20 protein-coding genes are annotated in these 21,381 nt (G+C 60.9%); 7 read left to right on the top strand and 13 right to left on the bottom strand.

All coding sequences use genetic code 11. The features are described from left to right. Nucleotides 1-67: 67 nt before the first annotated feature. Nucleotides 68-805 carry a CPBP family intramembrane glutamic endopeptidase gene (locus BLW69_RS21995; protein ID WP_210184939.1) on the bottom strand — a complete coding sequence of 246 codons (738 nt, stop codon included), beginning with the start codon at nucleotides 803-805 and terminating at the stop codon, nucleotides 68-70. A gap of 51 nt (nucleotides 806-856) precedes the next feature. Beyond that, nucleotides 857-1,255: a DNA breaking-rejoining protein gene (locus BLW69_RS21990; protein WP_092665383.1), complete on the bottom strand. Its 399-nt coding sequence runs from the start codon at nucleotides 1,253-1,255 to the stop codon at nucleotides 857-859. Nucleotides 1,256-1,525: 270 nt separating this feature from the next. On the opposite strand from BLW69_RS21990, the gene BLW69_RS21985 reads away from it, so the two are divergent. From BLW69_RS21985 to BLW69_RS22900, 3 genes are all read left to right on the top strand, one after another. Further along, nucleotides 1,526-2,215: a permease gene (locus BLW69_RS21985; RefSeq protein WP_092665381.1), complete on the top strand. Its 690-nt coding sequence runs from the start codon at nucleotides 1,526-1,528 to the stop codon at nucleotides 2,213-2,215. Between the two features lie 400 nt (nucleotides 2,216-2,615). Further along, a complete protein-coding gene (locus tag BLW69_RS21980; protein WP_062576966.1) occupies nucleotides 2,616-3,065 on the top strand; it encodes a phage regulatory CII family protein in 450 nt (149 codons plus the stop codon). An 83-nt stretch (nucleotides 3,066-3,148) separates the two neighbouring features. Continuing rightward, complete coding sequence (locus tag BLW69_RS22900; protein WP_156461718.1) at nucleotides 3,149-3,394, top strand: hypothetical protein; 246 nt, start codon at nucleotides 3,149-3,151, stop codon at nucleotides 3,392-3,394. 77 nt (nucleotides 3,395-3,471) lie between these two features. Here the strand turns inward: BLW69_RS22900 and BLW69_RS21970 are convergent, their stop codons facing one another. Both BLW69_RS21970 and BLW69_RS21965 read right to left on the bottom strand, forming a co-directional pair. Next, on the bottom strand, nucleotides 3,472-4,323 hold the full coding sequence (locus BLW69_RS21970; RefSeq protein ID WP_062576962.1) for a dihydrodipicolinate synthase family protein: 852 nt from the start codon (nucleotides 4,321-4,323) through the stop codon (nucleotides 3,472-3,474). Nucleotides 4,324-4,426: 103 nt separating this feature from the next. After that, the gene (locus BLW69_RS21965) at nucleotides 4,427-4,870 is read right to left on the bottom strand and encodes a PTS sugar transporter subunit IIA (RefSeq protein WP_062576960.1); all 444 of its coding nucleotides are present in this window, start codon (nucleotides 4,868-4,870) and stop codon (nucleotides 4,427-4,429) included. A gap of 901 nt (nucleotides 4,871-5,771) precedes the next feature. Here BLW69_RS21965 and fdhA point away from each other — a divergent pair. Further along, nucleotides 5,772-6,962 (top strand): formaldehyde dehydrogenase, glutathione-independent, encoded by a 1,191-nt coding sequence (gene fdhA / locus BLW69_RS21955; RefSeq protein WP_162734782.1) that lies wholly within the window; start codon nucleotides 5,772-5,774, stop codon nucleotides 6,960-6,962. Nucleotides 6,963-7,051: 89 nt separating this feature from the next. Here the strand turns inward: fdhA and BLW69_RS21950 are convergent, their stop codons facing one another. Beyond that, on the bottom strand, nucleotides 7,052-8,455 hold the full coding sequence (locus tag BLW69_RS21950) for a DUF6880 family protein (protein ID WP_092665403.1): 1,404 nt from the start codon (nucleotides 8,453-8,455) through the stop codon (nucleotides 7,052-7,054). Nucleotides 8,456-8,611: 156 nt separating this feature from the next. Here BLW69_RS21950 and BLW69_RS21945 point away from each other — a divergent pair, with 156 nt between their 5' ends. The 3 genes from BLW69_RS21945 (at nucleotide 8,612) to BLW69_RS21935 (ending at nucleotide 10,914) form a co-directional block, all read left to right on the top strand. Next, nucleotides 8,612-9,280 (top strand): pseudouridine synthase, encoded by a 669-nt coding sequence (locus tag BLW69_RS21945; protein WP_092665375.1) that lies wholly within the window; start codon nucleotides 8,612-8,614, stop codon nucleotides 9,278-9,280. A gap of 9 nt (nucleotides 9,281-9,289) precedes the next feature. Next, nucleotides 9,290-9,913 (top strand): class I SAM-dependent methyltransferase, encoded by a 624-nt coding sequence (locus BLW69_RS21940; RefSeq protein ID WP_092665373.1) that lies wholly within the window; start codon nucleotides 9,290-9,292, stop codon nucleotides 9,911-9,913. A gap of 77 nt (nucleotides 9,914-9,990) precedes the next feature. Next, nucleotides 9,991-10,914, top strand: a complete 924-nt coding sequence (locus BLW69_RS21935) for an alpha/beta hydrolase (RefSeq protein WP_092665371.1) — start codon at nucleotides 9,991-9,993, stop codon at nucleotides 10,912-10,914. Nucleotide 10,915: 1 nt separating this feature from the next. On the opposite strand, the gene msrA is transcribed toward BLW69_RS21935, so the two are convergent. From msrA to cobA, 8 genes are all read right to left on the bottom strand, one after another. Further along, nucleotides 10,916-11,617 carry a peptide-methionine (S)-S-oxide reductase MsrA gene (msrA, locus tag BLW69_RS21930; RefSeq protein ID WP_092665369.1) on the bottom strand — a complete coding sequence of 234 codons (702 nt, stop codon included), beginning with the start codon at nucleotides 11,615-11,617 and terminating at the stop codon, nucleotides 10,916-10,918. A gap of 92 nt (nucleotides 11,618-11,709) precedes the next feature. Continuing rightward, nucleotides 11,710-13,716 carry a CocE/NonD family hydrolase gene (locus tag BLW69_RS21925; RefSeq protein WP_175487306.1) on the bottom strand — a complete coding sequence of 669 codons (2,007 nt, stop codon included), beginning with the start codon at nucleotides 13,714-13,716 and terminating at the stop codon, nucleotides 11,710-11,712. 20 nt (nucleotides 13,717-13,736) lie between these two features. Continuing rightward, nucleotides 13,737-15,380, bottom strand: a complete 1,644-nt coding sequence (locus tag BLW69_RS21920; protein ID WP_092665367.1) for an ABC transporter ATP-binding protein — start codon at nucleotides 15,378-15,380, stop codon at nucleotides 13,737-13,739. Next, nucleotides 15,373-16,200 carry an ABC transporter permease gene (locus BLW69_RS21915; protein ID WP_092665364.1) on the bottom strand — a complete coding sequence of 276 codons (828 nt, stop codon included), beginning with the start codon at nucleotides 16,198-16,200 and terminating at the stop codon, nucleotides 15,373-15,375. Before BLW69_RS21915 ends, BLW69_RS21920 begins: the two co-directional genes overlap by 8 nt. Next, complete coding sequence (locus BLW69_RS21910; protein ID WP_092665399.1) at nucleotides 16,197-17,204, bottom strand: ABC transporter permease; 1,008 nt, start codon at nucleotides 17,202-17,204, stop codon at nucleotides 16,197-16,199. Before BLW69_RS21910 ends, BLW69_RS21915 begins: the two co-directional genes overlap by 4 nt. A gap of 95 nt (nucleotides 17,205-17,299) precedes the next feature. Beyond that, nucleotides 17,300-18,889 (bottom strand): ABC transporter substrate-binding protein, encoded by a 1,590-nt coding sequence (locus tag BLW69_RS21905; protein ID WP_062463547.1) that lies wholly within the window; start codon nucleotides 18,887-18,889, stop codon nucleotides 17,300-17,302. 356 nt (nucleotides 18,890-19,245) lie between these two features. Then, entirely contained in the window at nucleotides 19,246-20,559 is a 1,314-nt protein-coding gene (locus BLW69_RS21900) for a cobyrinic acid a,c-diamide synthase CobB (RefSeq protein WP_092665361.1), read from the bottom strand. After that, a complete protein-coding gene (cobA, locus tag BLW69_RS21895; protein ID WP_092665359.1) occupies nucleotides 20,556-21,341 on the bottom strand; it encodes a uroporphyrinogen-III C-methyltransferase in 786 nt (261 codons plus the stop codon). Before cobA ends, BLW69_RS21900 begins: the two co-directional genes overlap by 4 nt. Nucleotides 21,342-21,381 lie beyond the last annotated feature (40 nt).

The following is a 21,381-nucleotide window of genomic DNA, read 5'->3' as shown; positions in this document are numbered from 1 at the left end:
TTTCGTTCGAACGTTGCGGCGCGAAGGCCATGAGTTGGATTTTTCGATGGCGACCGGTCTTCGGGGTTCACTCCACTGCATTGATGGGCACATGGCCGAACTCCAAAACGAAGACAAACCCAGTCCAGTCGTTGATGATATGGGCGCCCGCGGAGACCCAGAGATTTCTCGTGACGATATAGGCGAGCGTGAGTATCAGGCGGGCAAAACCGATGCCGATGAGAGACTGTGCAAAGTGCCAGTCATAGGTCGGCAGATGCGCCGCGCCGAAGAGCAGAGACGAAACGACAACGGCGATAACGATCCCCAACCTTCGTGACAGGTGCAAACGCTGCACGCACAGCCACAAAACAGCGAGGAAAGGCAGTATTCCGAAAAGCTCTTCCCCTACCAACTGGATGCCGGTCACCAGAAGCGTGGCGCTCACCTCGGTTGCCGACATCACGGCGATCGCATCCGCGACGGGATTGGAGTAAAGTTCGAAAAACTGTTGCAGGACCAAGCCCATCGCCATGGATCCCAGCAGCGTAGCAAACCCGAAGAGCACCATCAGCCCCACGGATCGAAATCCGACAGGACGGAACAGGCAGTTCCAGTGTGGCCCGGCTACCTTGCGAAGCGCCAACACGGGGACTGCGACGAACAGCAGCGCCGGAATGAGATTGTAGGGGAAGGTGCGAAGGGGAACGAGGGTGAGCACAAGCAGAGCGCTCGCCAACGATACAATGACAAGGAGCCAGCCCGGTCCATCAATTTCGACGGGCTTGCCGTTGTAGAACGGGAAATCGCGATCGGTTGAAATCACCCTTCGAACCTCGACATTTCCGGACGACCGTGTCGCACGCGGTTCGGATGACTACTCGACGTAGAGCGTGAGATCGTAACTCGCGGTCTCATTGCGCCTTGCGGCATTGCGCATCAGATAGACGTCGATGAGGTACTTGCCGCTCGACGGGATCGTGATGCTGGTGCCGTTTCCATCGATCGAGCTGTTGTACATCGCCGCATCGGCGCCCGGAGCGGTCACATTGAAGTAGAGGCTTGTATTGCGGGAATCGAGCTGGACGCTCATCTTCTGGCCCGCCGTAACCGACAGCGCGTACTGAACCGTCTGGTAGCCTTTGACCGACGATTTGATGGTTGAGCTCGAGGATCCCGTAGCAAAACGAACCGTCTCGCGCCGCATCTCGTCGGCGACGGAGGGCACGGCTGCCATCATGGCGACCCCGAATATCAGGCTTTTCATAATCTTCATCGACTGGCTCCTCCCGTTCGATCTACGAGCAAAGTCTCTGGCACGGCTTAGCGCCTTGACGAAGTTGCTCGGGTTCATGCGACGACCTCCCGGTGTGTATTTCAAAAACCTACATTAGCTGAAATGGCATGGGAAGCCTGTTCGGCCAAATCCTACACGGTGGCAGCTGCCCGCCTGCGCGCAGAGACAGGGCACTGCACAGTGACGTCTGGTGCCGACGCTGGTAAGAGGGTGCAACCCCACGCAGGCATCAACGGGAAGGACTGGCACGTGGACTTCATGAAACTGCTGAAGTCGCTCGAAGAGCTCCTCTACGAGCTCGTGTCGTGGCTGGTCTTTTATCCCGTTACTATGTGGCGTGCCGTCGTCAGGCCACTCAGCATGATGCGCTACGCAGACATCGAACTCGCCGACGAGCCGGAAGAACAGTATCAGGACACGCTTAGCCCGCCCCTGTTCCTGCTCATTACGCTGCTTCTCTCACAGGCGCTGTCCGGAGCACTGCCATCGGTCTACGATCCGACGGAAGCTGCCCGCGAGCTCGGATCGGGCTCCAATCTTCTGATCGCAAGAGGGGTGATCTTCGGTATCTTTCCGCTCTGCATGGCGGTGACGCTGCTGCGATCGAAAAGGGTCAGGATCACCCGAAATTCTCTCCGCCCGCCCTTCTTCAGCCAGTGCTATGTCGCAGCACCCTTCGCCTTCTTTCTCGTGCTGGGCCTCGATTTCTTCAGCATGCCGCAGGAGCAAGGAAACCTTGCCGGCGTCGTCGCAATGGCGGTTGCCACCATCTGGTACGCGCAGGCGCAGGTCCGCTGGTTCAGGCACGACCTTGGCGTCGGCGCGCTGAAAGCCATCGCTATTTTCGTTGGAGCATTCCTGTTTGCCACCATCGCGGCGTTTACCGTTGCAGCGGTGATCACTCTCGACGCCAAGAGCATCGCTCCCGGCCCTGGTTGATTAACTGGCGGAGAAGAGCGACCGGTGGTGCCATGACGTCATTTTCGTCCGTGACGGATGATCAGCCACATGGGGATGAAAACTCCGATGACGGCCCAGAGAACTACGGAGGCACCGAAGTGAAGTCTTCCTGTTTCGGCAAGTGATATGCCGAGGACAATGGCCGCTACGGTTGTCACAAAGACTGTGATGGACATGATGATCCAGAAAAGCATAGTCATTCCATGATGATGTGGTCGGCACGGTACTTCACAGGACCATCCCAGCCGACGGGGGTCACGCCGGCCTCGGCGCAGATAGAATCTCAGACGGGCTCTCGCGATCAAAACGCGTGCGCCGTTTTGACGGCCTTGCAGCCTCAGGGCCTCTGTGTGACGATCCAACACTCAGGAGGGACCTCATGAACCGCGGCGAAGATTTTGCCCACATCGTCTACACGCTTCTCGTGGTGGAGAAGCAGATGTCGGTTGAGGAAGCGGCGGCCGCCTTGGGGATGAGCTACGCCTCGCTTCACTCGCGACTGATTGCTCGCAGCCCTTTTTCCGCCGACGAGATCCAGGCTCTGATCAGACTGTTACCGGACCCGAGACTGGCGTCTTATCTTCTGGACGGAAGCGTCTTTGTGGCAGCAGAGCGTATAATGCCTCCGGTCGAGGGACGCCTTGCTAACGAAGCGGTACAAAGGGGAGCGACAAAGGTCGTTGTCGAAGCGGCCGATATCCTTGAGTTTGTGGACGCTGTGTTGGCAGGCGGCGGGCTGGACCACCGTCACAAGAGGCTTCTACTGAAGGATATCGTTGAGGCCGAACGAGCGCTTGCAACACTTCGGTTGCAGATTTCGGAGGACTGATGGGATGCTGTTGCGTTTGAGAAATCTGCTTTGCGGAACTCAAGCTCGATCGCCGCGTCGTCCAGTACTGCTATAAGCTCGTAGTGCCTGTCAGACTCTTCAATCGCAAAATGACGGGCGGCTGCTTCGTTGACGAAGATGCCACCGACCAGCCCGAGGCGGTCGTTTACGATCCAACCACCCCGACGATTTCTGCCAATCAGGAATCTTGGTCCAGCGAAAGCTGTGTTGCCCGGGAGGGGAATCTTCTCATTCGCGGACTGTTTTTCGATCATCATTTGTTTCTCCTTTTGCTCAAGACGCATTCAAAAGCGGCAAAAGAAAAATAAGTCTGAGGGCATGTCGAAATCGATGTGGCTTCGCGACAAAGAAATATAGACGGCGTAGTTTTCAGGCTGGGGCGTGGTCAACGGTCGCTCCTCAAGAACTCCGCGCATACGGTGCGAAGGACGATTTCTTCGTCCCGCTCGAGCGGCATCAACGGCAACCGAACGTCGGTGGGAAAGGGGCGATCCAACGAGACGGCAACCTTCAGCCCCGCGACATCACACGTATCCAGTTGCGGTGTGGACCTTGCATCAACGGACCAGTTCGGTGACGTTACCGGTGCTGGGCGGATGTTGTTCAGCGCAGATATCACGCCCGATCCACCAAGTGCGAGGAAGGAAGACAGGGAGTGGTCGTCCCGGGACAAGTGCTTGAACCGGTTGCGCAACGAGGCCCTGATATTGGCGAAGTGGGCAAGACGTGCGGGGCCGTGGCAAATACCGACGACCTGAGCGAGGTCAGCAAGCTCGACAAGCATCTCTTCCCCGAAATCTCGCGCCGTCCTTGACGGATCGTCGTCGATCAGGATGGGAAGCCGGACCGCAGCGTCGATCTGTCGGAAATGATCGACTACGCCTTTCAGGGTTGGCTTCGTGTAATAGGGCACCGTCAGCAGCAAGGCCTTTGCCCCCAGTTCCTGCGCCCTCAGCGAACGTTCAATCGTCTTCGCCGTACAGTTCGATCCTGTCGCGGCGATGACAGTCAGTTGGCTATCCGCACAGCGGACGGCCGTTCTCAAAAGCAGGTCCTGTTCCCTCTGCTCAAGCGCGCAGCTCTCCCCGATGACATCGTGGACGACGATACCGTCGATTCCCGCCGCGACTTGGTGGCGGACTTCAGCCTCGAAGACTGCGATATCGACGCTGGTGGCTGAGAACGGCGTCAGCATCGCTGTGATAGAAAAAGGCCCTGGCCCCCGAAAGAACGTCATGGTGATTTCCCGTTGAGACGAGACCGACGTCGAACTGATCGCCGATCTTCCAGATGTCGATGGGTCGGACGAACTCGTCAGCTTTCCGTGTGCAAGGATGGCGTCACGCTGTCAGGATTGCATAAACCTGGTCACCGGTCCTGGCCGCCCGTAGCCCTCGAACAGCGTCGCCCTCTCTAAAGCGCCTGGCGACGCATGACAGGACATTGAGGGCTTCCGTCCGTGCGGAAGCGGGTGTCAGAAGCAGAATGACGATGTCGACGGGCTCGCCGTCCACGGCCTCGAAGTCGATCGGGTGCGCCAGAAGAACCACAAGGCAAAATACGGATTCCAGTCCAGCGACTGCAGCATGCGGAAGGGCCACACCGCCCCCGATACCCGTAGAGCCCAGGACCTCGCGGTCGGATAGTGCTTTGGCGATTATACGGTAAGGAACCGAGGTCGCTTCGCCAGCCTTCTCAGATATCTGCCGCAGGAGGTGTTGTTTTGACGATGAACTCAACCCAACGAAGACGTTCTCCGCCAGGAGAAAATCGTGGACCAACATTTTCTCTCCTCCGTTAAATTCCGAAGCCTGGTTCGTCTCTGAACGAGCTGCACCACCAGCTGCGGGGTTTGCCCTTGTTCGGAAGTCGTGCTGCGTCATCGTGCCCAACACGATGACGCAGCACGACGGGCTTGCCCTGTTGTTTCCGACATTTCAGTTGACGGATGCAATGTTGGTGATGACCTTCGCCACGAACATGACCGAGCCAAGTGCGCAAACAATTCCGAAGATAACGTTGGAGCCACAACATGCCATCCTTGCGTTCCGGCGGGGAAAGACGGCGTTGCGAACAAAGCGGGCGAACATCACGAAACGCACTGAAGCCGCTCCTGACACCACTGCATGTGGGCAAGACAAGCCTCGAAAAGGATCGTCGAAGCTCCGAACAATCTGTAGTCGAACATCATGTCGCACCTTTTTCGGGTCGATGCCCAGGCGCAGGTTGGCGTGGGTCTCCGTCTTTATGGATCGGATACGCATAGGGATTCGAGACGGGGAGCAGGACTAGAATATAGAAAATGCATAGTGATTTTTGACACTTCGCGCTAGGTCACTAGCCCGCCCAACACACCTCCATCTGCCTTGACGCGGTCACAGCGTTTCCACGTCGGAGCGGCGTTCCTGAATGACGTCTTGTCTGTTCCTCGGGCGCTGTGACCTATGCGCATTTCGGAAGTCTTCCTCGCCAAATCGCCACTCGTCGCCATTGCATCTCCGCATGTCGTTGTCGCGGCAGTCGAATGGGAATGATGGTGGTCTGCTGCTGGGGTTGAGGTACATTGTTTTGCTCGCCTGATCTTTTCGAGGAGGAAGAGATCGAGGAATGCGGCGGAAGTGCCGCTTCTAGCGAACTGCCGGCGAGCAGCATTGGCTTTCCGTCTAACCCAGAGGAGGAATGGGCATGAGCAGGAACAGAGGTGTCGTGTATTTGCGGCCGGGCAAGGTCGAGGTGAGGGATATCGACGACGCCAAGCTTGAGGCGCCAAATGGGCGCCGGATCGAGCATGGCGTTATCCTGAAAGTGATTTCGACCAATATCTGCGGGTCAGACCAGCATATGGTGCGCGGGCGCACGACGGCCTTGCCGGGGCTCGTGCTTGGCCACGAAATCACCGGCGAGGTCATCGAAAAGGGCGTCGATGTCGAGATGCTCGAGATCGGCGATATTGTGTCCGTGCCCTTCAACGTCGCCTGTGGCCGTTGCCGTTGCTGCAAGTCGCAGGATACCGGCGTCTGCCTCACCGTCAATCCGTCGCGCGCGGGCGGCGCCTATGGTTATGTCGACATGGGCGGCTGGATCGGCGGCCAGGCGCGTTACGTCACTGTTCCCTATGCGGATTTCAATCTTCTGAAATTCCCGGATCGCGACCGGGCGATGTCGAAGATCCGCGATCTGACGATGCTGTCGGATATCCTGCCGACGGGTTTTCACGGGGCGGTCAAGGCAGGCGTCGGTGTGGGCTCGACGGTCTATGTTGCGGGCGCCGGTCCTGTCGGTCTCGCAGCGGCTGCGTCGGCGCGCATTCTCGGTGCAGCGGTCGTGATGATCGGTGATTTCAACAAGGATCGTCTTGCCCACGCCGCCAAGGTCGGCTTCGAGCCGATCGATCTGTCGAAAAGCGACCGGCTCGGGGACATGATCGCCGAGGTGGTTGGCACCGACGAGGTCGATAGCGCCATCGATGCCGTCGGTTTCGAAGCGCGCGGACATTCGGGTGGCGAACAGCCGGCTATCGTTTTGAACCAGATGATGGAGATTACCCGCGCGGCGGGCTCGATCGGTATTCCCGGCCTTTACGTGACGGAAGATCCCGGTGCGGTGGATGACGCCGCCAAACAGGGCAGCCTGTCGCTTCGGCTGGGTCTCGGCTGGGCGAAGGCCCAGTCCTTCCACACGGGCCAGACGCCGGTGCTGAAATACAATCGTCAGCTCATGCAAGCCATCCTTCACGACCGACTGCCGATCGCCGACATCGTCAACGCCAAGATCATTTCGCTTGATGAAGCGGCGCAAGGCTATGAAAGCTTCGACCAGGGGGCTGCGGTCAAATACGTGCTGGATCCTCATGGAGACCTGACGAAAGCCGCGTGATCACGCCGGCCGAGTTGCAGCCCGCTACCCTTGTCCGGCGCCGTATTGGTGCCGGACAAGCAGTTCGCCGCCTCAACGCTGCCAAGTCCTCACGCCACATGCTTCCAGAAGCCGCGCTTGTTTGCGTGCAGGCGCTTCAGGGTTGCGACATAGGCGTCGTGGGATTTCAGGGTGCCTTGATCGAGGATGTGGGGTGAAAGCGCTTGCGCTGTGGCCAGGTGCCGGGCTGCGTGCTTGTAGCGGCTGGCTTTTCCATGATCGAGCGAGAAGTCGATCATGCTGCGCAGGATCAGCGTTGCGGCGAGCGGATGATGGGGTGCGAGCATCTCGGCAGCTGATGTCATCAACTCGTAGAGATCGCCATTCAGTTCTGCCGGCCTGTTGATCACCAGTTTCGCCGCCTGGCCGAGTGCGGGCCAGCGCAGGAAGAAGGCGAGCGCCTGGTGAACATCGGGGAAAGTCCGGGCATAGGCAAACGCCCTTTCCTCGGCCTCCATATCGTCGAAATCCGGCAGGCGTTTCAAGAATGCGCGCAGGTGAATGTCGGCGAGCGACTGTTCGAACCATCGCCACCGATCGGCCTGCGCTTCGTCGGTGCGTCCCAGGGTTTCCAGTGTCTCGGCGCGGGCAAGCTGCCACTCCATCTCGCGGTCGGGCGAACCGGTTATTTCGGCGCCATCGAGTGCCTGCAGCGCTTCATCGGCGCGCCCTGCGGAGAGGAGGCGGCGGGCTATTTCGGCAGCGATTGCCGGTATCCGGCGGGTTTCCTCTGGCTGCTCGGCAATGTAGGCATCCACATCTCCCGTGGCATCGGCGATTGCCTGAAGGGCAATCCGCACCGTCGTCTCGCGATGCCGGTCTTGGATCGGTGAGGTTAGGCCAAGGCTTTCCCGGTCGCTCTCGTCGGGTTCGTTCAACCACTGCACAAGCAGGGATTTCAGGCGGTCGAGGCCTTCTGCCCCGAGGGCCGGGGCCATGGCTGGAGTGAACGGGTCGAATTGACCGTGTCCATTGTTCTGAACCGCCGCCAGGACCCTGTCGGCAAGAATATCGGGGTCGATGCCCGAGGCGCTGGCGATGACGCCGGCATCGCTGCAGGCTTGATGGAAACTTGCAAGCAGCGCGCCGCTCGCATAGTCCGTTCTGTCGAAGATCGGCTCACCGAGGGCAAGGAACTGCCAGATCAGCTCGAAGCCCTCACTGGGATCGTCCGGCGCCACGGTCTCGACGATCGTCTTGCGCTGGGTTTCGAGGTCGGCCTTCGTCGATTTTACCCGACGCCAGCTGATGAATGTCCGGGCGCGCGCGATGCTGCCGAGCCGCTTGCGAACTTCGCGCGCCACTTCTTCACTGCTGTGGCTGCCGGCCAGTTCCATGCGAAGCTTGCGCTTGTTTGCGGCGCTGCCCATGCTGATCTCGATCAGCAGCTCGGCAAGTCGTTGCGAGCCGAGCGCTTCCAGGTTCTTCGCGTTGAGGGTCGTCTTCGTGGCCATGGGGATGTCGATGCGGTCTTGCGTGAGGTGTCGGGACAGACAGTTCAGAACCATACCGGGATTTGCAAGTGTTTCAGCCCGGTTTTCGCCACCGGCCTGCTGCCGAGCGCTGTTGTGGGTCTTTCACGCCGAGGAAATCATTGGTAGAGGGTCGCCATGAACGCGCTTTCAGATGCCGATCCGATCTATAACCCGCCGCAGAATCCCTATCTTTCGCTGCTGCACCGCGATGCGCATCTGCTTGTGTTCAACAAGCCGAGCGGTCTGCTGTCGGTGCCTGGGCGGCATCCGACGCTGTCGGACAGTCTTTTGACGCGGGTGCAGAAAGAGTATCCGGAGGCGCTGATCGTGCACCGTCTGGACAAGGATACATCCGGTGTCGTGGTGATGTCGCTCAACCGCCGGGCACATGCACTTGTGGCAGCGCAGTTTGAAGGGCGCACCACGCGGAAATCCTATGTGGCCGAGGTCTGGGGAAGGGTTGAGCAGGCGGAAGGCGTGGTCAATCTGCCGTTGGCGATCGATCCAGACAACAAGCCGCGCCACCGCGTCGACACCGATCACGGCAAGCCTGCCCAGACGCGCTGGCAGGTGATGGGATATGGCGAGAAAAGGACGCGGCTGCGGCTGTATCCGCTGACGGGCCGCACCCATCAGCTGCGCGTGCATATGAAAGCGCTCGGCCACGTTATCCTCGGCGACGCGTTCTACGCGGATGGCGATGCGCTTCTGGCTGCGAACCGTTTGCTTCTCCATGCCGAAGAACTAAGCTTCCGCCATCCTGACGGTTCGGACGTCACGTTCACCGCTCCAACGCCCTTCTGAGATCGGACATTGGCACAAAACCTCGAGAAAACGCCGCTGATCGTCGATTTTGTCGGCGGCGCAGTTGGGCACCGTTTCCGCTCCGGCGAGGGACGCAAACAAGATCTGCCGAAGGCCGTCGGGTTCTCAAGCGGCACGATCCCTGATGTCGTCGATGCGACGGCAGGCCTCGGCCGGGATGCGTTTCTGCTGGCATCGCTAGGCGCGCGCGTCACGCTGATCGAGCGATCCGAAACGATGCATGCGCTGCTTCTGGAAGGGCTCGAGCGGGCGCGGGCGGAAGGGGGGCGGCATGCGGAGACGGTCTCCCGGATGACGCTGGTGCACGGGGATTCCTGTGTTCTCCTGCCGCAGATGAAGCCGCAGGTCATCCTGATCGATCCCATGCATCCGCCGCGTGACAAGACGGCGCTGGTGAAGAAAGAGATGCGGCTGATCCGGGATATCGTCGGGACCGATGCGGACTCAGTGCAACTCATGCAGGTCGCGCTTGAGGCGGCCCAAAACCGGGTCGTGCTGAAGTGGCCGTTGCGCGCCGAGCCGATGGCGGGCGTGCGCAAACCGTCCCATCAGATATTGGGGAAAAGCACCCGCTACGATGTGTTCGTCAAGGCGAAGATCACCGGCGAGTAGGCGTTCGTGGCTCCCGGTTGTTGCCCTGTGGCGACGGTTGCGCATAGTATCCCGCATTCCTTGGGAGTGCCTTGCCGATGTCAGAGAGCGACCAGAAGTCCGGCCCGTTTCCGGAAGAGCCGGGGATCCTCGAATTTCTCGATATCTGCGATCGATTTTATCCTGCCGACGCTGTGGATGCGCCGATTGCACAGCAGCGGGCCTGGTATGATGCGCTCTGCGCCCGCTTCGACCAGCCTCTGCCGCAGGGTCTGACGTTTCAGGACGAAATGCTGGTCGTGCCGATCAGGCGTTACCGACCCGCGATGATCAGTAGCGAAACTGTTCTCCTCTATATGCATGGCGGCGGGTTCGTGGTCGGGTCGCTGGATAGCCACCACGCGATCTGTGCGGAGATCGCCGATTTCGCGCAGGCGGAACTGGTCTCGGTCGATTACCGACTTGCGCCCGAACATCTCTGGCCGGCCCAGACGGACGATTGTTTCGGTGTGATGAAGCAGCTTTTAGGCGAGGGTCGAAAGGTCGTGCTGATCGGCGACAGCGCCGGCGGCAATCTTGCGGCGGGCCTTGCGTTGCGCGCGCGGGACGAAGGACTGTCGGGGATTGCCGGCCAGGTGCTGATCTATCCGGCACTCGGCGGCGATCTTGTGTCGGGGTCTTACCGTGAGATGGCACATGCGCCAGGGCTCAGCACGGCCGATGTTGCCTATTACCGGACAGTCCTCAGGGCGCCCGAGATTGAACCCGTCGCGCATCCGCTTCTGGCCCGCGACCTCTCCGGCCTGCCGCCGGCCTATATCACTGTTGCGCATTTCGATCCGTTGCGGGACGATGGCGAACTTTATGCGCAGCGGTTACGAGAGGTGGGCGTCCACGCGACGTTCCGGGAGGAGCCGCAGATGGTGCATGCCTGGCTGCGTGCCCGCCACATGAGTGCTGGCGCACGCGCCGGGTTCGAGGCGGTCTGCGATGCCGTTCGGCAGATGGCAGTTAGCGACTGACCTAGCTCTTAGCCTTGGACACCAGAACCGGATCGGCGCGGAATGCGCTCGGGAAGATCGCCTTCAGATTGTCGATCTTCGGCATGTCGTTATAGACGATATAGGGATAGCTGGGGTTCAGCGTCAGAAAATCCTGGTGGTACTTCTCGGCAGGATAGAAGGCGGAAAGCTTGGAGACTTTCGTGACGATCGCGGCTGGATACAGTTTCGTCGCATCAAGCTGGGCGATATAGGCCTCGGCTACCTTTTTCTGATCGTCGCTGGTGGTGAAGATCGCGGAGCGGTACTGCGTCCCGTGGTCAGGACCCTGGTAGTTCAGCTGGGTCGGATTGTGGGCGACGGAAAAGAAGATCTGCAGCAGTTTGCCGTAGCTTACCTGCTTCGGATCGAAGGTGATCTCGACGGCCTCCGCATGGCCCGATCTGCCCGAGCTTACCGTCTCATAGGTCGCGGCTTTCTGGTCGCCGCCGGAATAGCCGGAAACGGCGTTGCTCACGCCCTTCACATGCTGGAAAACGCCCTGAACGCCCCAGAAGCAGCCGCCGGCAAAGATGGCCTTCTCGACATTGCCTTTCGCGGCTTCGTCGATCGTGGGTGCAGGAATGGCAACGGCGGCCTCCTGCGCACGCAGCGCCGATGCCGGAAACGCCATCACGACGGCGCAAAACATTGCCGCCGCCAGACGATTTGCGAAGACTGCCATGAGAACTCCTCCTGTTCGCATGGACTGTCTCAGGGATCCGGGCCTGGCGTCAAATCACATCGGCGTACACCACCGGCCACGGCTGGCGGCGTTTACATGTGATCTCGGGGAATGGCCTTCTCGAACGTCTTTTCAAAGATCTTCTTTTCGCCGTCATAGGCGAGGACGGAAGCGCTGATCAGCCAGTCGGTCGCCGTGCAGGCGAGTTTTGCTGACGAGACGGTACGGACCGACCATCGGTCGCGCTTCATGTCGCAGGTCCAGACCGAAGTGCCCGTCATCGATAGCGGATCGGTCGGGTCGAGCGACCAGGTCTCCTCGCGCAACTGCCGCGTGGAAAGGCCGGTGCCGGGGTGCTCGAACAGGCCGGTGTCTTCCAAAACCTCGTAGCGCGTCTGGTTTGCACCGAGATCACGAGTGACGATGCGGCGTGTGGAAGATGGCGCGTGCTCGATATATTTCGGCAGGGGATCCGGGTTTGCCGGCTGCTTCATCTCGAATGTCTGGTGATCGCCGAGAAGCGGCATGGCAAGGCCGAGCGAAGCGATATCGATCGTCACACCGGGATCGACCGGCGGCGGCAGGATCATCGGCCAGTAGGCGGTCGAGAGCGATAGCCGGATTCGATGGCCTTCACCGAACCGGTAGCCGCAGGCGTCAAGGTCGAGACGGATCTCGACCGGCTGGCCGGGAATGAGCGGCTGCGGATCCTCATTGCCATCGCGATGGGCAAGGTTGATCACGCCGAAGGAAACGCGGGTCGCGGTGCCGTCCGGATGGATATCGACGATCCGGGCGCAGAGATTGGCGAGTTCCGCATCGGCGCGCAGCGTCAAGGTGATGCTCGGACGTCCGAGAAAGATTTTGGCCTCGTCAAGCGGCGCTGTCTGGAAGGCCAACGATCCCGCATCGTCGATGCGCTGGTCGCCGGCGAGTTCGGCATCCGGCTTCAACGTAAACCACTCGCCGGCTGCGGTTCCGGTGTCGAGCGGTGACTTCAGATAGATCTCGTGGGCCGGCGCATGCGGGATCGGCATCCCCTCCAGCAGCGTGCCGAACTGGTCGACATAGAAGCACTCGCTCTCGGGAGCGCTCCAGCGCTGCTTGGAAACCCAGAAGCCCGGATCGACATCGCGCCGGACTGCCGGCTTCGGGCCGTCGAGGATATAGGCGCGAACCTGGGGAAGGGTCTCGATCCCGTTCTTCTCCTCCCGCAGCCAGCGGTTCCAGAAGGCTATCGCTTCGCCGTGGAAATCGGCGCGCGGTTTTGGCCAGGCGAAATGGGGATATTTGTGCACCCAAGGGCCGAGCAGGGCCTTCGCCTTGTCGCCAAGCCCTTCGACGGCCAGCAGCGGCGTGTTGCGATACCCGTCTGCCCAGCCGGCAATCACGAGCGCCGGAATTTCGATAGCCGCATAATCTTCGCAGATGGAGCCGTGTTTCCAGAAGCCATCGCGGCGCTGGTGGGAAAGCCATTCCTCTAGGAAGAACGGTTCGTTTTCCAGTCGCTCCATCCACATTTCGAGCCAGCGGTCGCCGACGATATCGGGATCCGGCGAGCGCGACTGGTAGGCGAGCATGGTGGCGGCCCAGGAGAGCTGGGCCGACAGGTGGCAGCCATTCTTGTAATGGATGTCGTCATTGTAGCGGTCGGTGGTCGAGGCGATCGAGCTCACGGCCTTGAGCGCCGGTGGTCGAAGCGCTGCCACCTGCAGGCAGTTGAAGCCGCCCCAGGAAATGCCCATCATGCCGACTTTGCCGTTCGACCAGGGCTGTTCTGCGATCCAGGCGATCAGCTCGCAGGCATTGGCAAGCTCCAGCTCGGTATATTCACCGTCGATGACGCCGTCGGATTCCCCGGAGCCGCGAATATCGACGCGAACGCCGGCGATGCCTGCTGCCGCAAACACCGGATAGGTGGATTCGTCGCGCGGGCTGGTTCCATCCCGTTTGCGATAGGGCAGAAACTCAAACACGGCCGGCACCGGATCGGCGTCTGCATTGTCAGGCATCCAGATGCGGGCGGCAAGACGGGTTCCGTCCTTTAGCCTGATCCACTGGTTCTCGATGACGGTGAAGGAACGGTCAGTCATGGTCATGCGCTCTCAAATATCGATCTTCAATTTCCCGCGCTTTCCATCCGCCGTGTCGTCAAGACCTTCTCCAGCCAGCCGAGCTGCATCTCGGGCACGGATTTGAGGAGAAGGTCGGTATAGTCGTCGAACGGTGGCGACAGCGCCTGGGATTTCGGCCCGAAGCGGACGAGCTTGCCGCGATGCATGACGGCGACCGAGTCGGCGATTGCCTTCACGATTGCGATGTCATGGGTGATGAACAGATAAGACAGCTGCTGTTCTTCCTGCAGCTTCATCAGCAGCTTCAGGATCCCTTCCGCCACCAGCGGATCGAGCGCCGATGTGGGTTCGTCGCATAGGATGAGCTCGGGCCTTGCGGCAAGGGCGCGGGCAATTGCCACGCGCTGCTTCTGGCCGCCGGAAAGCTCAGCCGGATAGCGATCGATAAAGCCGGTGCCCATCTCGATCTGGTCGAGCAGTTCCTTGACGCGTGCGGTCTTGGCCGAGCCACGCAGGCCGTCATAGAAGGTCAGCGGACGGCCGATGATGTCGCGCACCGTCTGGCGCGGGTTCATGGCCGTATCGGCCATCTGGTAGATCAGCTGGATGCGGCGCAGGTCGTCTCTCGGCCGGCTTTTCAGCAACGGCGTCAGCGGCCGGCCCTCGAAGGTGATCGCGCCGCTGCTAGGCGCCAACAGGCCGGTGATGACGCGCGCCAGCGTCGACTTACCCGAGCCGGATTCGCCGACGACCGCAAGCGTCTGGCCCTTGCACAGATGCAGGGAAACATCGTGCAGCACCTTGAACCCGTTCGAATACTGGGCGCTGACATGATCGACCCTGAGAACCGCTTCGGTCTGGTCAACTGCCTCCTCGCGGGCTGCCTGGCGCACATTGACCAGCGCACGGGTGTAATCCTGTCTCGGTGCCTCGATGATCTGCTGCACGGGACCGTATTCGACCATCTTGCCGTGGCGCAGCACCATGATGTCGTCGGAGATCTGCGCGACGACGGCCAGATCGTGGGTGATGTAGAGCGCTGCCGTATCGGTTTCCTCGATCGCGTGCTTGATCGCCGCGAGAACGTCGATCTGGGTCGTCACGTCGAGCGCGGTCGTCGGTTCGTCGAACACGATCAGGTCGGGTTTGGAGCAAAGCGCCATCGCCGTCATGGCGCGTTGCAACTGGCCGCCGGAAACCTGGTGCGGAAAGCGATCGCCGAAAGTTTCGGGGTTCGGCAGGCCGAGAACCTGGAACAGGTAGAGAGCGCGCTCGCGAGCATCTTCCTTGCTCATCAGGCGATGCTTGACAGTCGCCTCGATGACCTGGTCGCCGAGCTTGTGGGCGGGGTTGAATGCGGCAGCTGCCGATTGCGCGACATAGCAGACGCGGGCGCCGCGCAGCTTGCGGATGCCACTCTTCCCCAGTTGCAGGATGTCGGTGCCGTCAAGTTTCACTTCGCCGCCGGTGATTTCGGCGCCGCCGCGGCCGTAGCCTAAAGCCACGAGCCCGATCGTCGACTTGCCGGCACCGGATTCGCCGATCAGGCCCAGAACCTTGCCCTTGGCGAGATCGAAGGAGACGTCGTCGACAATGGTGATCCGCTTTGGTGGTTCGCCGGGCGGATAGCTCGTCGCCTCGATCTTGAGGTTGCGGACGGAGAGGAGATGGGATGAAGCTTCATGCATCGCCGCGGCCTCCCTTCAGGCTGGAGGTTCGCTTCAGGAGCCAGTCGACCACGAGGTTTACGCAGACGGCGAGGGCCGCAATCGCCGTTCCGGGCACAAGGGCTGCGGGAATACCGAAGATGATGCCGTCCTTGTTGTCCTTCACCATTCCGCCCCAGTCGGCGGTCGGCGGCTGGATGCCGAGGCCGAGGAAGGAGAGGGTGGAGAGAAACAGGATCGCAAAGGCGAAACGCAGGCCGAACTCGGCCAGCAGCGGCGAGAGCGTATTGGGCAGAATTTCGCGAAAGATGATCCAGATCTTGCCTTCACCGCGGAGCTTCGCTGCTTCCACGAATTCCATCACGGCGACATCCAGCGCCACGGCCCGGCCAAGCCGGTAGACGCGGGTGGAATCAAGGATCGCCATCACCAGGATCAGCACGATCAGGTGTTGCGGCAGCACGGCCAGCACCACGAGCGCGAAGATCAGCGTCGGGATCGACATCATCAGGTCGTTGAAGCGGGAAAACACCGCATCGACGAGGCCACCTGAAACGGCGGCGGTAAAGCTCAGGATGATCCCGAGCGAAAAGGAAATCACGGTTGCCGCCAAAGCGACAATCAGCGTCGTGCGCGCACCGAAGATCAGGCGCGACAGGATATCGCGGCCGAGATTGTCGAGGCCGAAGAAGAATTGCGCATCGGCCTCCTGCCAGACATTGCCGACAACTTCCGTCTCGCCGTAAGGGGAAATCCAGGGCGCGAACAGGGCGCAGAATAGTGCGAGCGCGATACCGAACAGGCCGACCCAGGCGGTGATGGGGATTTCTCTCAATCTCATCGTGGATGCCTCAGACGGGGGTTGGCGATGATCGCGAGAATGTCCGCCACCATGTTGAGGAGGATGTAGACGGCTGCAAAGATGAGGCCGCAGGCCTGGACGACCGGCATGTCGCGCACGGTCACCGCATCGACCATGTACTGACCCATGCCGGGATAGACGAACACGACCTCGACCACGACGACGCCAACGACGAGATAGGCGAGGTTCAAGGCGACGACGTTGATGATCGGGGCGAGCGCATTGGGTGCCGCATGCTTGACGATCGCGCGCCAGCCGGACAGGCCCTTGAGCTCGGCGGTTTCCATATAGGCCGAGGACATGACGGAGAGGATCGCCGCCCGCGTCATCCGCATCATGTGGGCGAGCACGACGAGAACGAGTGTCGCGGTCGGCAGGGCGATCGTCTGGAGGCGCTCCATGAAGCCCATGCCCTGATAGACTGTCGCCGGGAAGGTGGCGATGCCGAAATTGACGGCGAAATACAGGATCAGCAGGTAGCCGACGAAGAATTCCGGAAGCGAGATGGCCGCAAGCGAGATCACGTTGATGATCTTGTCCGGGATGCGATCGCGGAAATGCACCGAGAGCATGCCGAGACAGATCGCCAGCGGCACGGCGATGACGGCCGCAAAGGCGGCGAGGAAAAGCGAATTGCCCAACCGGTTGCCGACCTGTTCGGAGACCGAATTGCGGCTTGCCCAGGATGTGCCGAAATCGCCCTGCAGGACGCCGCCCAGCCAGTCGAAATAGCGGGTGACAAGGGGCCGGTCGAGGCCGAGTTCCGCGGTGATGTTGGCCACAGCCTCCGGCGTCGCGGACTGGCCGAGATAGGTGGAGGCGAAATCGCCGGGCAGCGCTTCGACGCCGCCGAAAATCAGGGCCGACACTGCCAGAAGCAGAATCAGCGAAAGCACCATGCGCTGGGCGATAATGCTCAGCAGCGGAAAGCGCTCTCTCAAGCTGCGGGCCGGCGAGCCGCCAGCCTCTGTGGAATTGGACATGTGGCGCGATCCCGTATCCGAAATGAAGGGTTCAGACCGCAGGTTGTCCTGCGGTCCATATTCATCGGCGGGGCTGGACAAGCCCCTGTCGGGTATCAGGCGTCGAGCCAGACGCGGGTCGCGACATAGCCGTTCGACATGTCGTTGCCGATGTCCTTGACGTAACCCTGAAGCTTCTTCGACGCCGCGTTCACGAAGTCGTTGAACATCGGCAGGATCGTGCCGCCTTCGTCGCGCACCAGCACCGCCATCTCGCGGTACATTTCACGGCGTTTGGCTTCATCCAGTTCACCGCGGGCGGTGATCAGCAGCTTGTCGAACTTCTCGTTCTTGAAGCGGGTGTCGTTCCAGTCGGCGGAAGACAGATAGGCGCCGGAATAGAACTGGTCCTGCGTGGCGCGGCTGCCCCAATAGGAGGCCGAGAACGGTTGCACGTTCCAGACGTTCGACCAGTAGCCGTCACCCGGCTCGCGCTTGATCTCGATATCGATACCGGCCTTCTTCGCGCTCTGCTGGAAGAGAACCGATGCATCGACAGCGCCCGGGAAGGCAACTTCCGACGTGCGCAGAAGCACCGAGCCGCTATGGCCTGATTTCTTGAAGTGGAACTTCGCCTTGTCCGGATCGTAGGAGCGTTGCTCGATGCCCTCGGGGAAGAGCGCATAGGTATCGTTGATCGGGAAGTCGTTGCCGACCTTGCCGTAGCCGCCCAAGATGCGCTTGACCATTTCCTCGCGGTCGATGGACAGTTTCAGGGCCATGCGCAGATCGTTGTTGTCGAACGGCGCCTTGTCGCAATGCATGATGAAAACGTAGTGGCCGCCGCCGGACGTGGTCAGAAGCTGCACCGTCGGGGCGCGCGTCAGAAGCGGCACGGTCTTTGGATCGACGCGGTTGATGAACTGCACCTGGCCGGACGACAAAGCCGCGATGCGGGCGGTTGCGTCGTTCATGGTGATGATTTCGACCGTTTCGACATAACCGCGGTCGGAACGCCAGTCGCTGGTGTTCTTCTCGAAGGTCATGCGAACGCCGGGCTCAAAGCTCTTGACCTTGTAGGCACCGGTGCCGATGCCGGCATTCGGCGCGTCGACGCCGCCGTTCGGCTGGATGACGAGATGGTAGTCGGTGAAGATCGCGGGAAGGTCGGCGTTGCCGCTGTCCAGCGTCACGACCAGATCGCCGCTCTTGTTTTCGATCGACTTGATGGATTTCAGAACGCCGGCTGCACCGGATTCGGTCTTGCTATCGCTATGGCGCTTCAGGGTCGCGACCACGTCGTCGGTGGTCATCTCCTTGCCGTCGTGGAACTGTACACCCTTGCGGATCTTGAAGGTCCAGGTCTTGGCGTCCGGCGATGGCGACCAGGATTCGGCAAGCGATGGAACCGGTGCGCGGGTTTCCGGATGGGTTTCGACCAGCGTATCGCCCCAGGTGCGGACCGCGGTGAACATCACCTGCGAGGTCGCCTTGGCGGGATCGATGCTGTCGGTCGCGGCACCACCCTCGAGGCCGAGCTTCAGGTTGCCGCCCTTCTTGGGGGCCTGTGCGGAGGCGCTGGTTGCGTAGAGCTGGCTTGCTGCAGCCAGCGTCACGCCCGCTGCCATGGCGCGGCCCATGAATTCGCGGCGGTTCATGCCACCGGTGGTGACCCGGCCGGCGAGATATTTCGTAATGTCGTTCATTTCCCTGTTCCCTTTTATTCGATGCAGTTTTCTGCGTTCGTAGTCTGCGCTGTCTCGCCGGGTTTCCTCTTCCACAGCGGTTTGCGCATTATTCCGTCGATCGTGGGAAATGGTTCGGTTGCGGCCGACATAACTTCCTTTCTGATGCAGTCCCCGGCTCTTATCGTGCGAGCTCTATGCCTCGGGAAATAGTCTGCTTAGCGATCGAAGGCCCGTTGAGGCGTGATGGAGATTACGGTCGCGTTGCCGCGTGGGTGAGCCTTCGCTACGACATTAAGTGCCTTCGATGCGACACATTTAGCAACCCCCCATGGGTTGCGAAAATTAGGCGCCTTTCGAAAGGGAGGCAAATCCTGCTAATCGCGCGCTATCGCATGGAAAAACGTGCCGGTCACCCTTCCCCGGAAACCGCCCGACGGACCTATTTCGTCGCCTCGACCATCTGCAATCATAGCGAGAGGTTGGTCGGTTCCGGCTTCGATCACTCGAGCATAATGGAATTCGTGGCCCCGCACCACGTCGCCTATTTTACCAATGGCACTTTCTCTCATCAGGCGCGCCTGGCGGTAGCCGAGGTTCATCTTACGCTTGGAAAAGCTTGTGGAATGGGAAAGCAGGCCGGTCATGGTGTGGCTGACGCCGTCGGCATCCTCCAGCCTTTCGCCAAGCACCATGTAACCACCGCATTCGCCGTGGACCGGCTTCGTCTCCGAGAAGGTCTTCAGCCCTGTCTTGAACGTGTCAGCCGCCGCAAGCCGTCCCGCATGCAGTTCGGGATAACCGCCCGGCAGCCAGCAGACATCGCAGTCGGCCGGAGGCGCTTCATCGGCAAGCGGCGAGAAGTGGACGATCTCGGCCCCCATCGCGTGCCATTCCCGCTTGATATGCGGGTAGAGAAAGGTAAAGGCGGCATCTTCGGCAAGTGCTATCCGCTGACCTGGCGGCGGTAATGCCTTTTCGGTCGTCCCGGAGGCGATATCGAACGGACGCGCTGCCTCGAAAATCGCGTCGAGATCCAGCGACTGTTCCATCGCATCGGCCAGCCGGTCGATATGGGCGTCCATCTGCGGATGCTCGCTTGCCTGCACGAGGCCGAGATGGCGTTCGGGCAGGGTCAGCGTGGGGTCGCGCAAAATGGTGCCGACAACGGTCAGCCCGATCGCGGAAATGGCGTCGCCCGAGAGTTTTCTGTGGCGCTCGCTTCCGGCACGGTTGAGCACGCAGGCCGCCATCTTCACCGTCGGATCATAATGCATGAAGCCGCAGGCGACGGCGGCCGCCGTCTGGCTCTGCCCTGAGACGTCGAGCACCAGCAGAACCGGCAGGCCGAACAGGCGCGCGAGATCGGATGCGGCGCCCGAGCGACCGGGTTCGCCCAGAATGCCGTCGAAAAGACCCATGGCGCTTTCGATCAGGATCAGGTCCGCATCCTCTGCCTGGCCGCGTGCCAGATGCCGCAGAAGATCGGGGGCCATGGCCCAGCTGTCGAGATTGAGCCCGGGCAGGCGGGTTGCCGCTTCGTGGAAACCGGGATCGATATAGTCAGGCCCGGTCTTGATGCCGCGCACCTTGATGCCCCGCCGCTGGAAGGCACGCAACAGGCCGATGGTGACGCTGGTCTTGCCGGAGCCGGAGCGCGGTGCGCCGATGATCAGGGCGCGGGCCGTCATGGTGCAGGTCCCGAAAGGACCGCCTGCATATCGACGATCCGGCCGATCACGATCAGCGCCGGCGCCTGGAAATCCTGGCGCTGCACTTCTGCTTCAACGGTCGCAAGCGTCGCAATCATCGAGCGCTCCAAGGGTGTGGTTGCCGCCATCAGAACCGCGACGGGCGTATCGCCTGCCAATCCGCCCTCCATCAGCAGCCGCGCGATCGTGCCGATCGTGCTCACACCCATATAGACGACGATGGGCTCGCCCGTCTTCGCCAAAGCTTTCCAGTCGAGATCGCCAGGCGTGCCGGCGGCATGTCCGGTTGCCAGCGTGATCGAGCGGCTGATGCCGCGCATCGTGGCCGGAATATTGGCGCAGGCGAGTGCGGCAAGGGCAGAGGTCATGCCGGGCAGAATCCGGAAGGGGATATCGGCCTTCACCAGCGCTTCGGCCTCTTCGCCGCCGCGGCCGAAGATAAACGGGTCGCCGCCCTTCAGACGCAGCACGCGTTTGCCGGATCTTGCGAGTTCGATCAGCCTCGCGGTGATATCGTCCTGCGCCACCGAAGGTTTGCCGCCGCGCTTGCCGACGAAGATCATGTCGCTTGTCTGCGCCAACGCGAGGACGGCGTCGGAGACCAGCGCGTCATGCACGATCACGTCGGCCTTTTGCAGGGCATCGGCAACTTCCAGCGTCAGATAGCGCGGATGACCGGGGCCGGAGCCGGCCAGCCAGACATGGCCGGGCTCGAATTCCGGTGCTTCGACGATGGTTTCGATCAACTCATTCATGGGCATGGAGTGCAAACCTTTTGCCGGCCGGGGAAGGCCGGGCTAT

Source organism: Rhizobium sp. NFR12, assembly GCF_900108545.1.
In the GTDB taxonomy this organism is placed as follows: Bacteria; Pseudomonadota; Alphaproteobacteria; order Rhizobiales; family Rhizobiaceae; genus Neorhizobium; species Neorhizobium soli.
The sequence above is the reverse complement of the archived record's forward strand: the minus strand, read 5'-3'. Positions and strand labels throughout refer to the sequence as shown.

Bases quoted from the DNA above. Each gene is read 5' to 3' on its own strand.
- BLW69_RS21990 (WP_092665383.1), bottom strand. From the start codon at position 1,255: ATGAAGATTATGAAAAGCCTGATATTCGGGGTCGCCATGATGGCAGCC.
- BLW69_RS21980 (WP_062576966.1), top strand. From the start codon at position 2,616: ATGAACCGCGGCGAAGATTTTGCCCACATCGTCTACACGCTTCTCGTG.
- BLW69_RS21970 (WP_062576962.1), bottom strand. From the start codon at position 4,323: ATGACGTTCTTTCGGGGGCCAGGGCCTTTTTCTATCACAGCGATGCTG.
- BLW69_RS21965 (WP_062576960.1), bottom strand. From the start codon at position 4,870: ATGTTGGTCCACGATTTTCTCCTGGCGGAGAACGTCTTCGTTGGGTTG.
- fdhA (WP_162734782.1), top strand. From the start codon at position 5,772: ATGAGCAGGAACAGAGGTGTCGTGTATTTGCGGCCGGGCAAGGTCGAG.
- BLW69_RS21950 (WP_092665403.1), bottom strand. From the start codon at position 8,455: ATGGCCACGAAGACGACCCTCAACGCGAAGAACCTGGAAGCGCTCGGC.
- BLW69_RS21945 (WP_092665375.1), top strand. From the start codon at position 8,612: ATGAACGCGCTTTCAGATGCCGATCCGATCTATAACCCGCCGCAGAAT.
- BLW69_RS21935 (WP_092665371.1), top strand. From the start codon at position 9,991: ATGTCAGAGAGCGACCAGAAGTCCGGCCCGTTTCCGGAAGAGCCGGGG.
- msrA (WP_092665369.1), bottom strand. From the start codon at position 11,617: ATGGCAGTCTTCGCAAATCGTCTGGCGGCGGCAATGTTTTGCGCCGTC.
- BLW69_RS21925 (WP_175487306.1), bottom strand. From the start codon at position 13,716: ATGACCATGACTGACCGTTCCTTCACCGTCATCGAGAACCAGTGGATC.
- BLW69_RS21920 (WP_092665367.1), bottom strand. From the start codon at position 15,380: ATGCATGAAGCTTCATCCCATCTCCTCTCCGTCCGCAACCTCAAGATC.
- BLW69_RS21915 (WP_092665364.1), bottom strand. From the start codon at position 16,200: ATGAGATTGAGAGAAATCCCCATCACCGCCTGGGTCGGCCTGTTCGGT.
- BLW69_RS21910 (WP_092665399.1), bottom strand. From the start codon at position 17,204: ATGTCCAATTCCACAGAGGCTGGCGGCTCGCCGGCCCGCAGCTTGAGA.
- BLW69_RS21905 (WP_062463547.1), bottom strand. From the start codon at position 18,889: ATGAACGACATTACGAAATATCTCGCCGGCCGGGTCACCACCGGTGGC.
- BLW69_RS21900 (WP_092665361.1), bottom strand. From the start codon at position 20,559: ATGACGGCCCGCGCCCTGATCATCGGCGCACCGCGCTCCGGCTCCGGC.
- cobA (WP_092665359.1), bottom strand. From the start codon at position 21,341: ATGCCCATGAATGAGTTGATCGAAACCATCGTCGAAGCACCGGAATTC.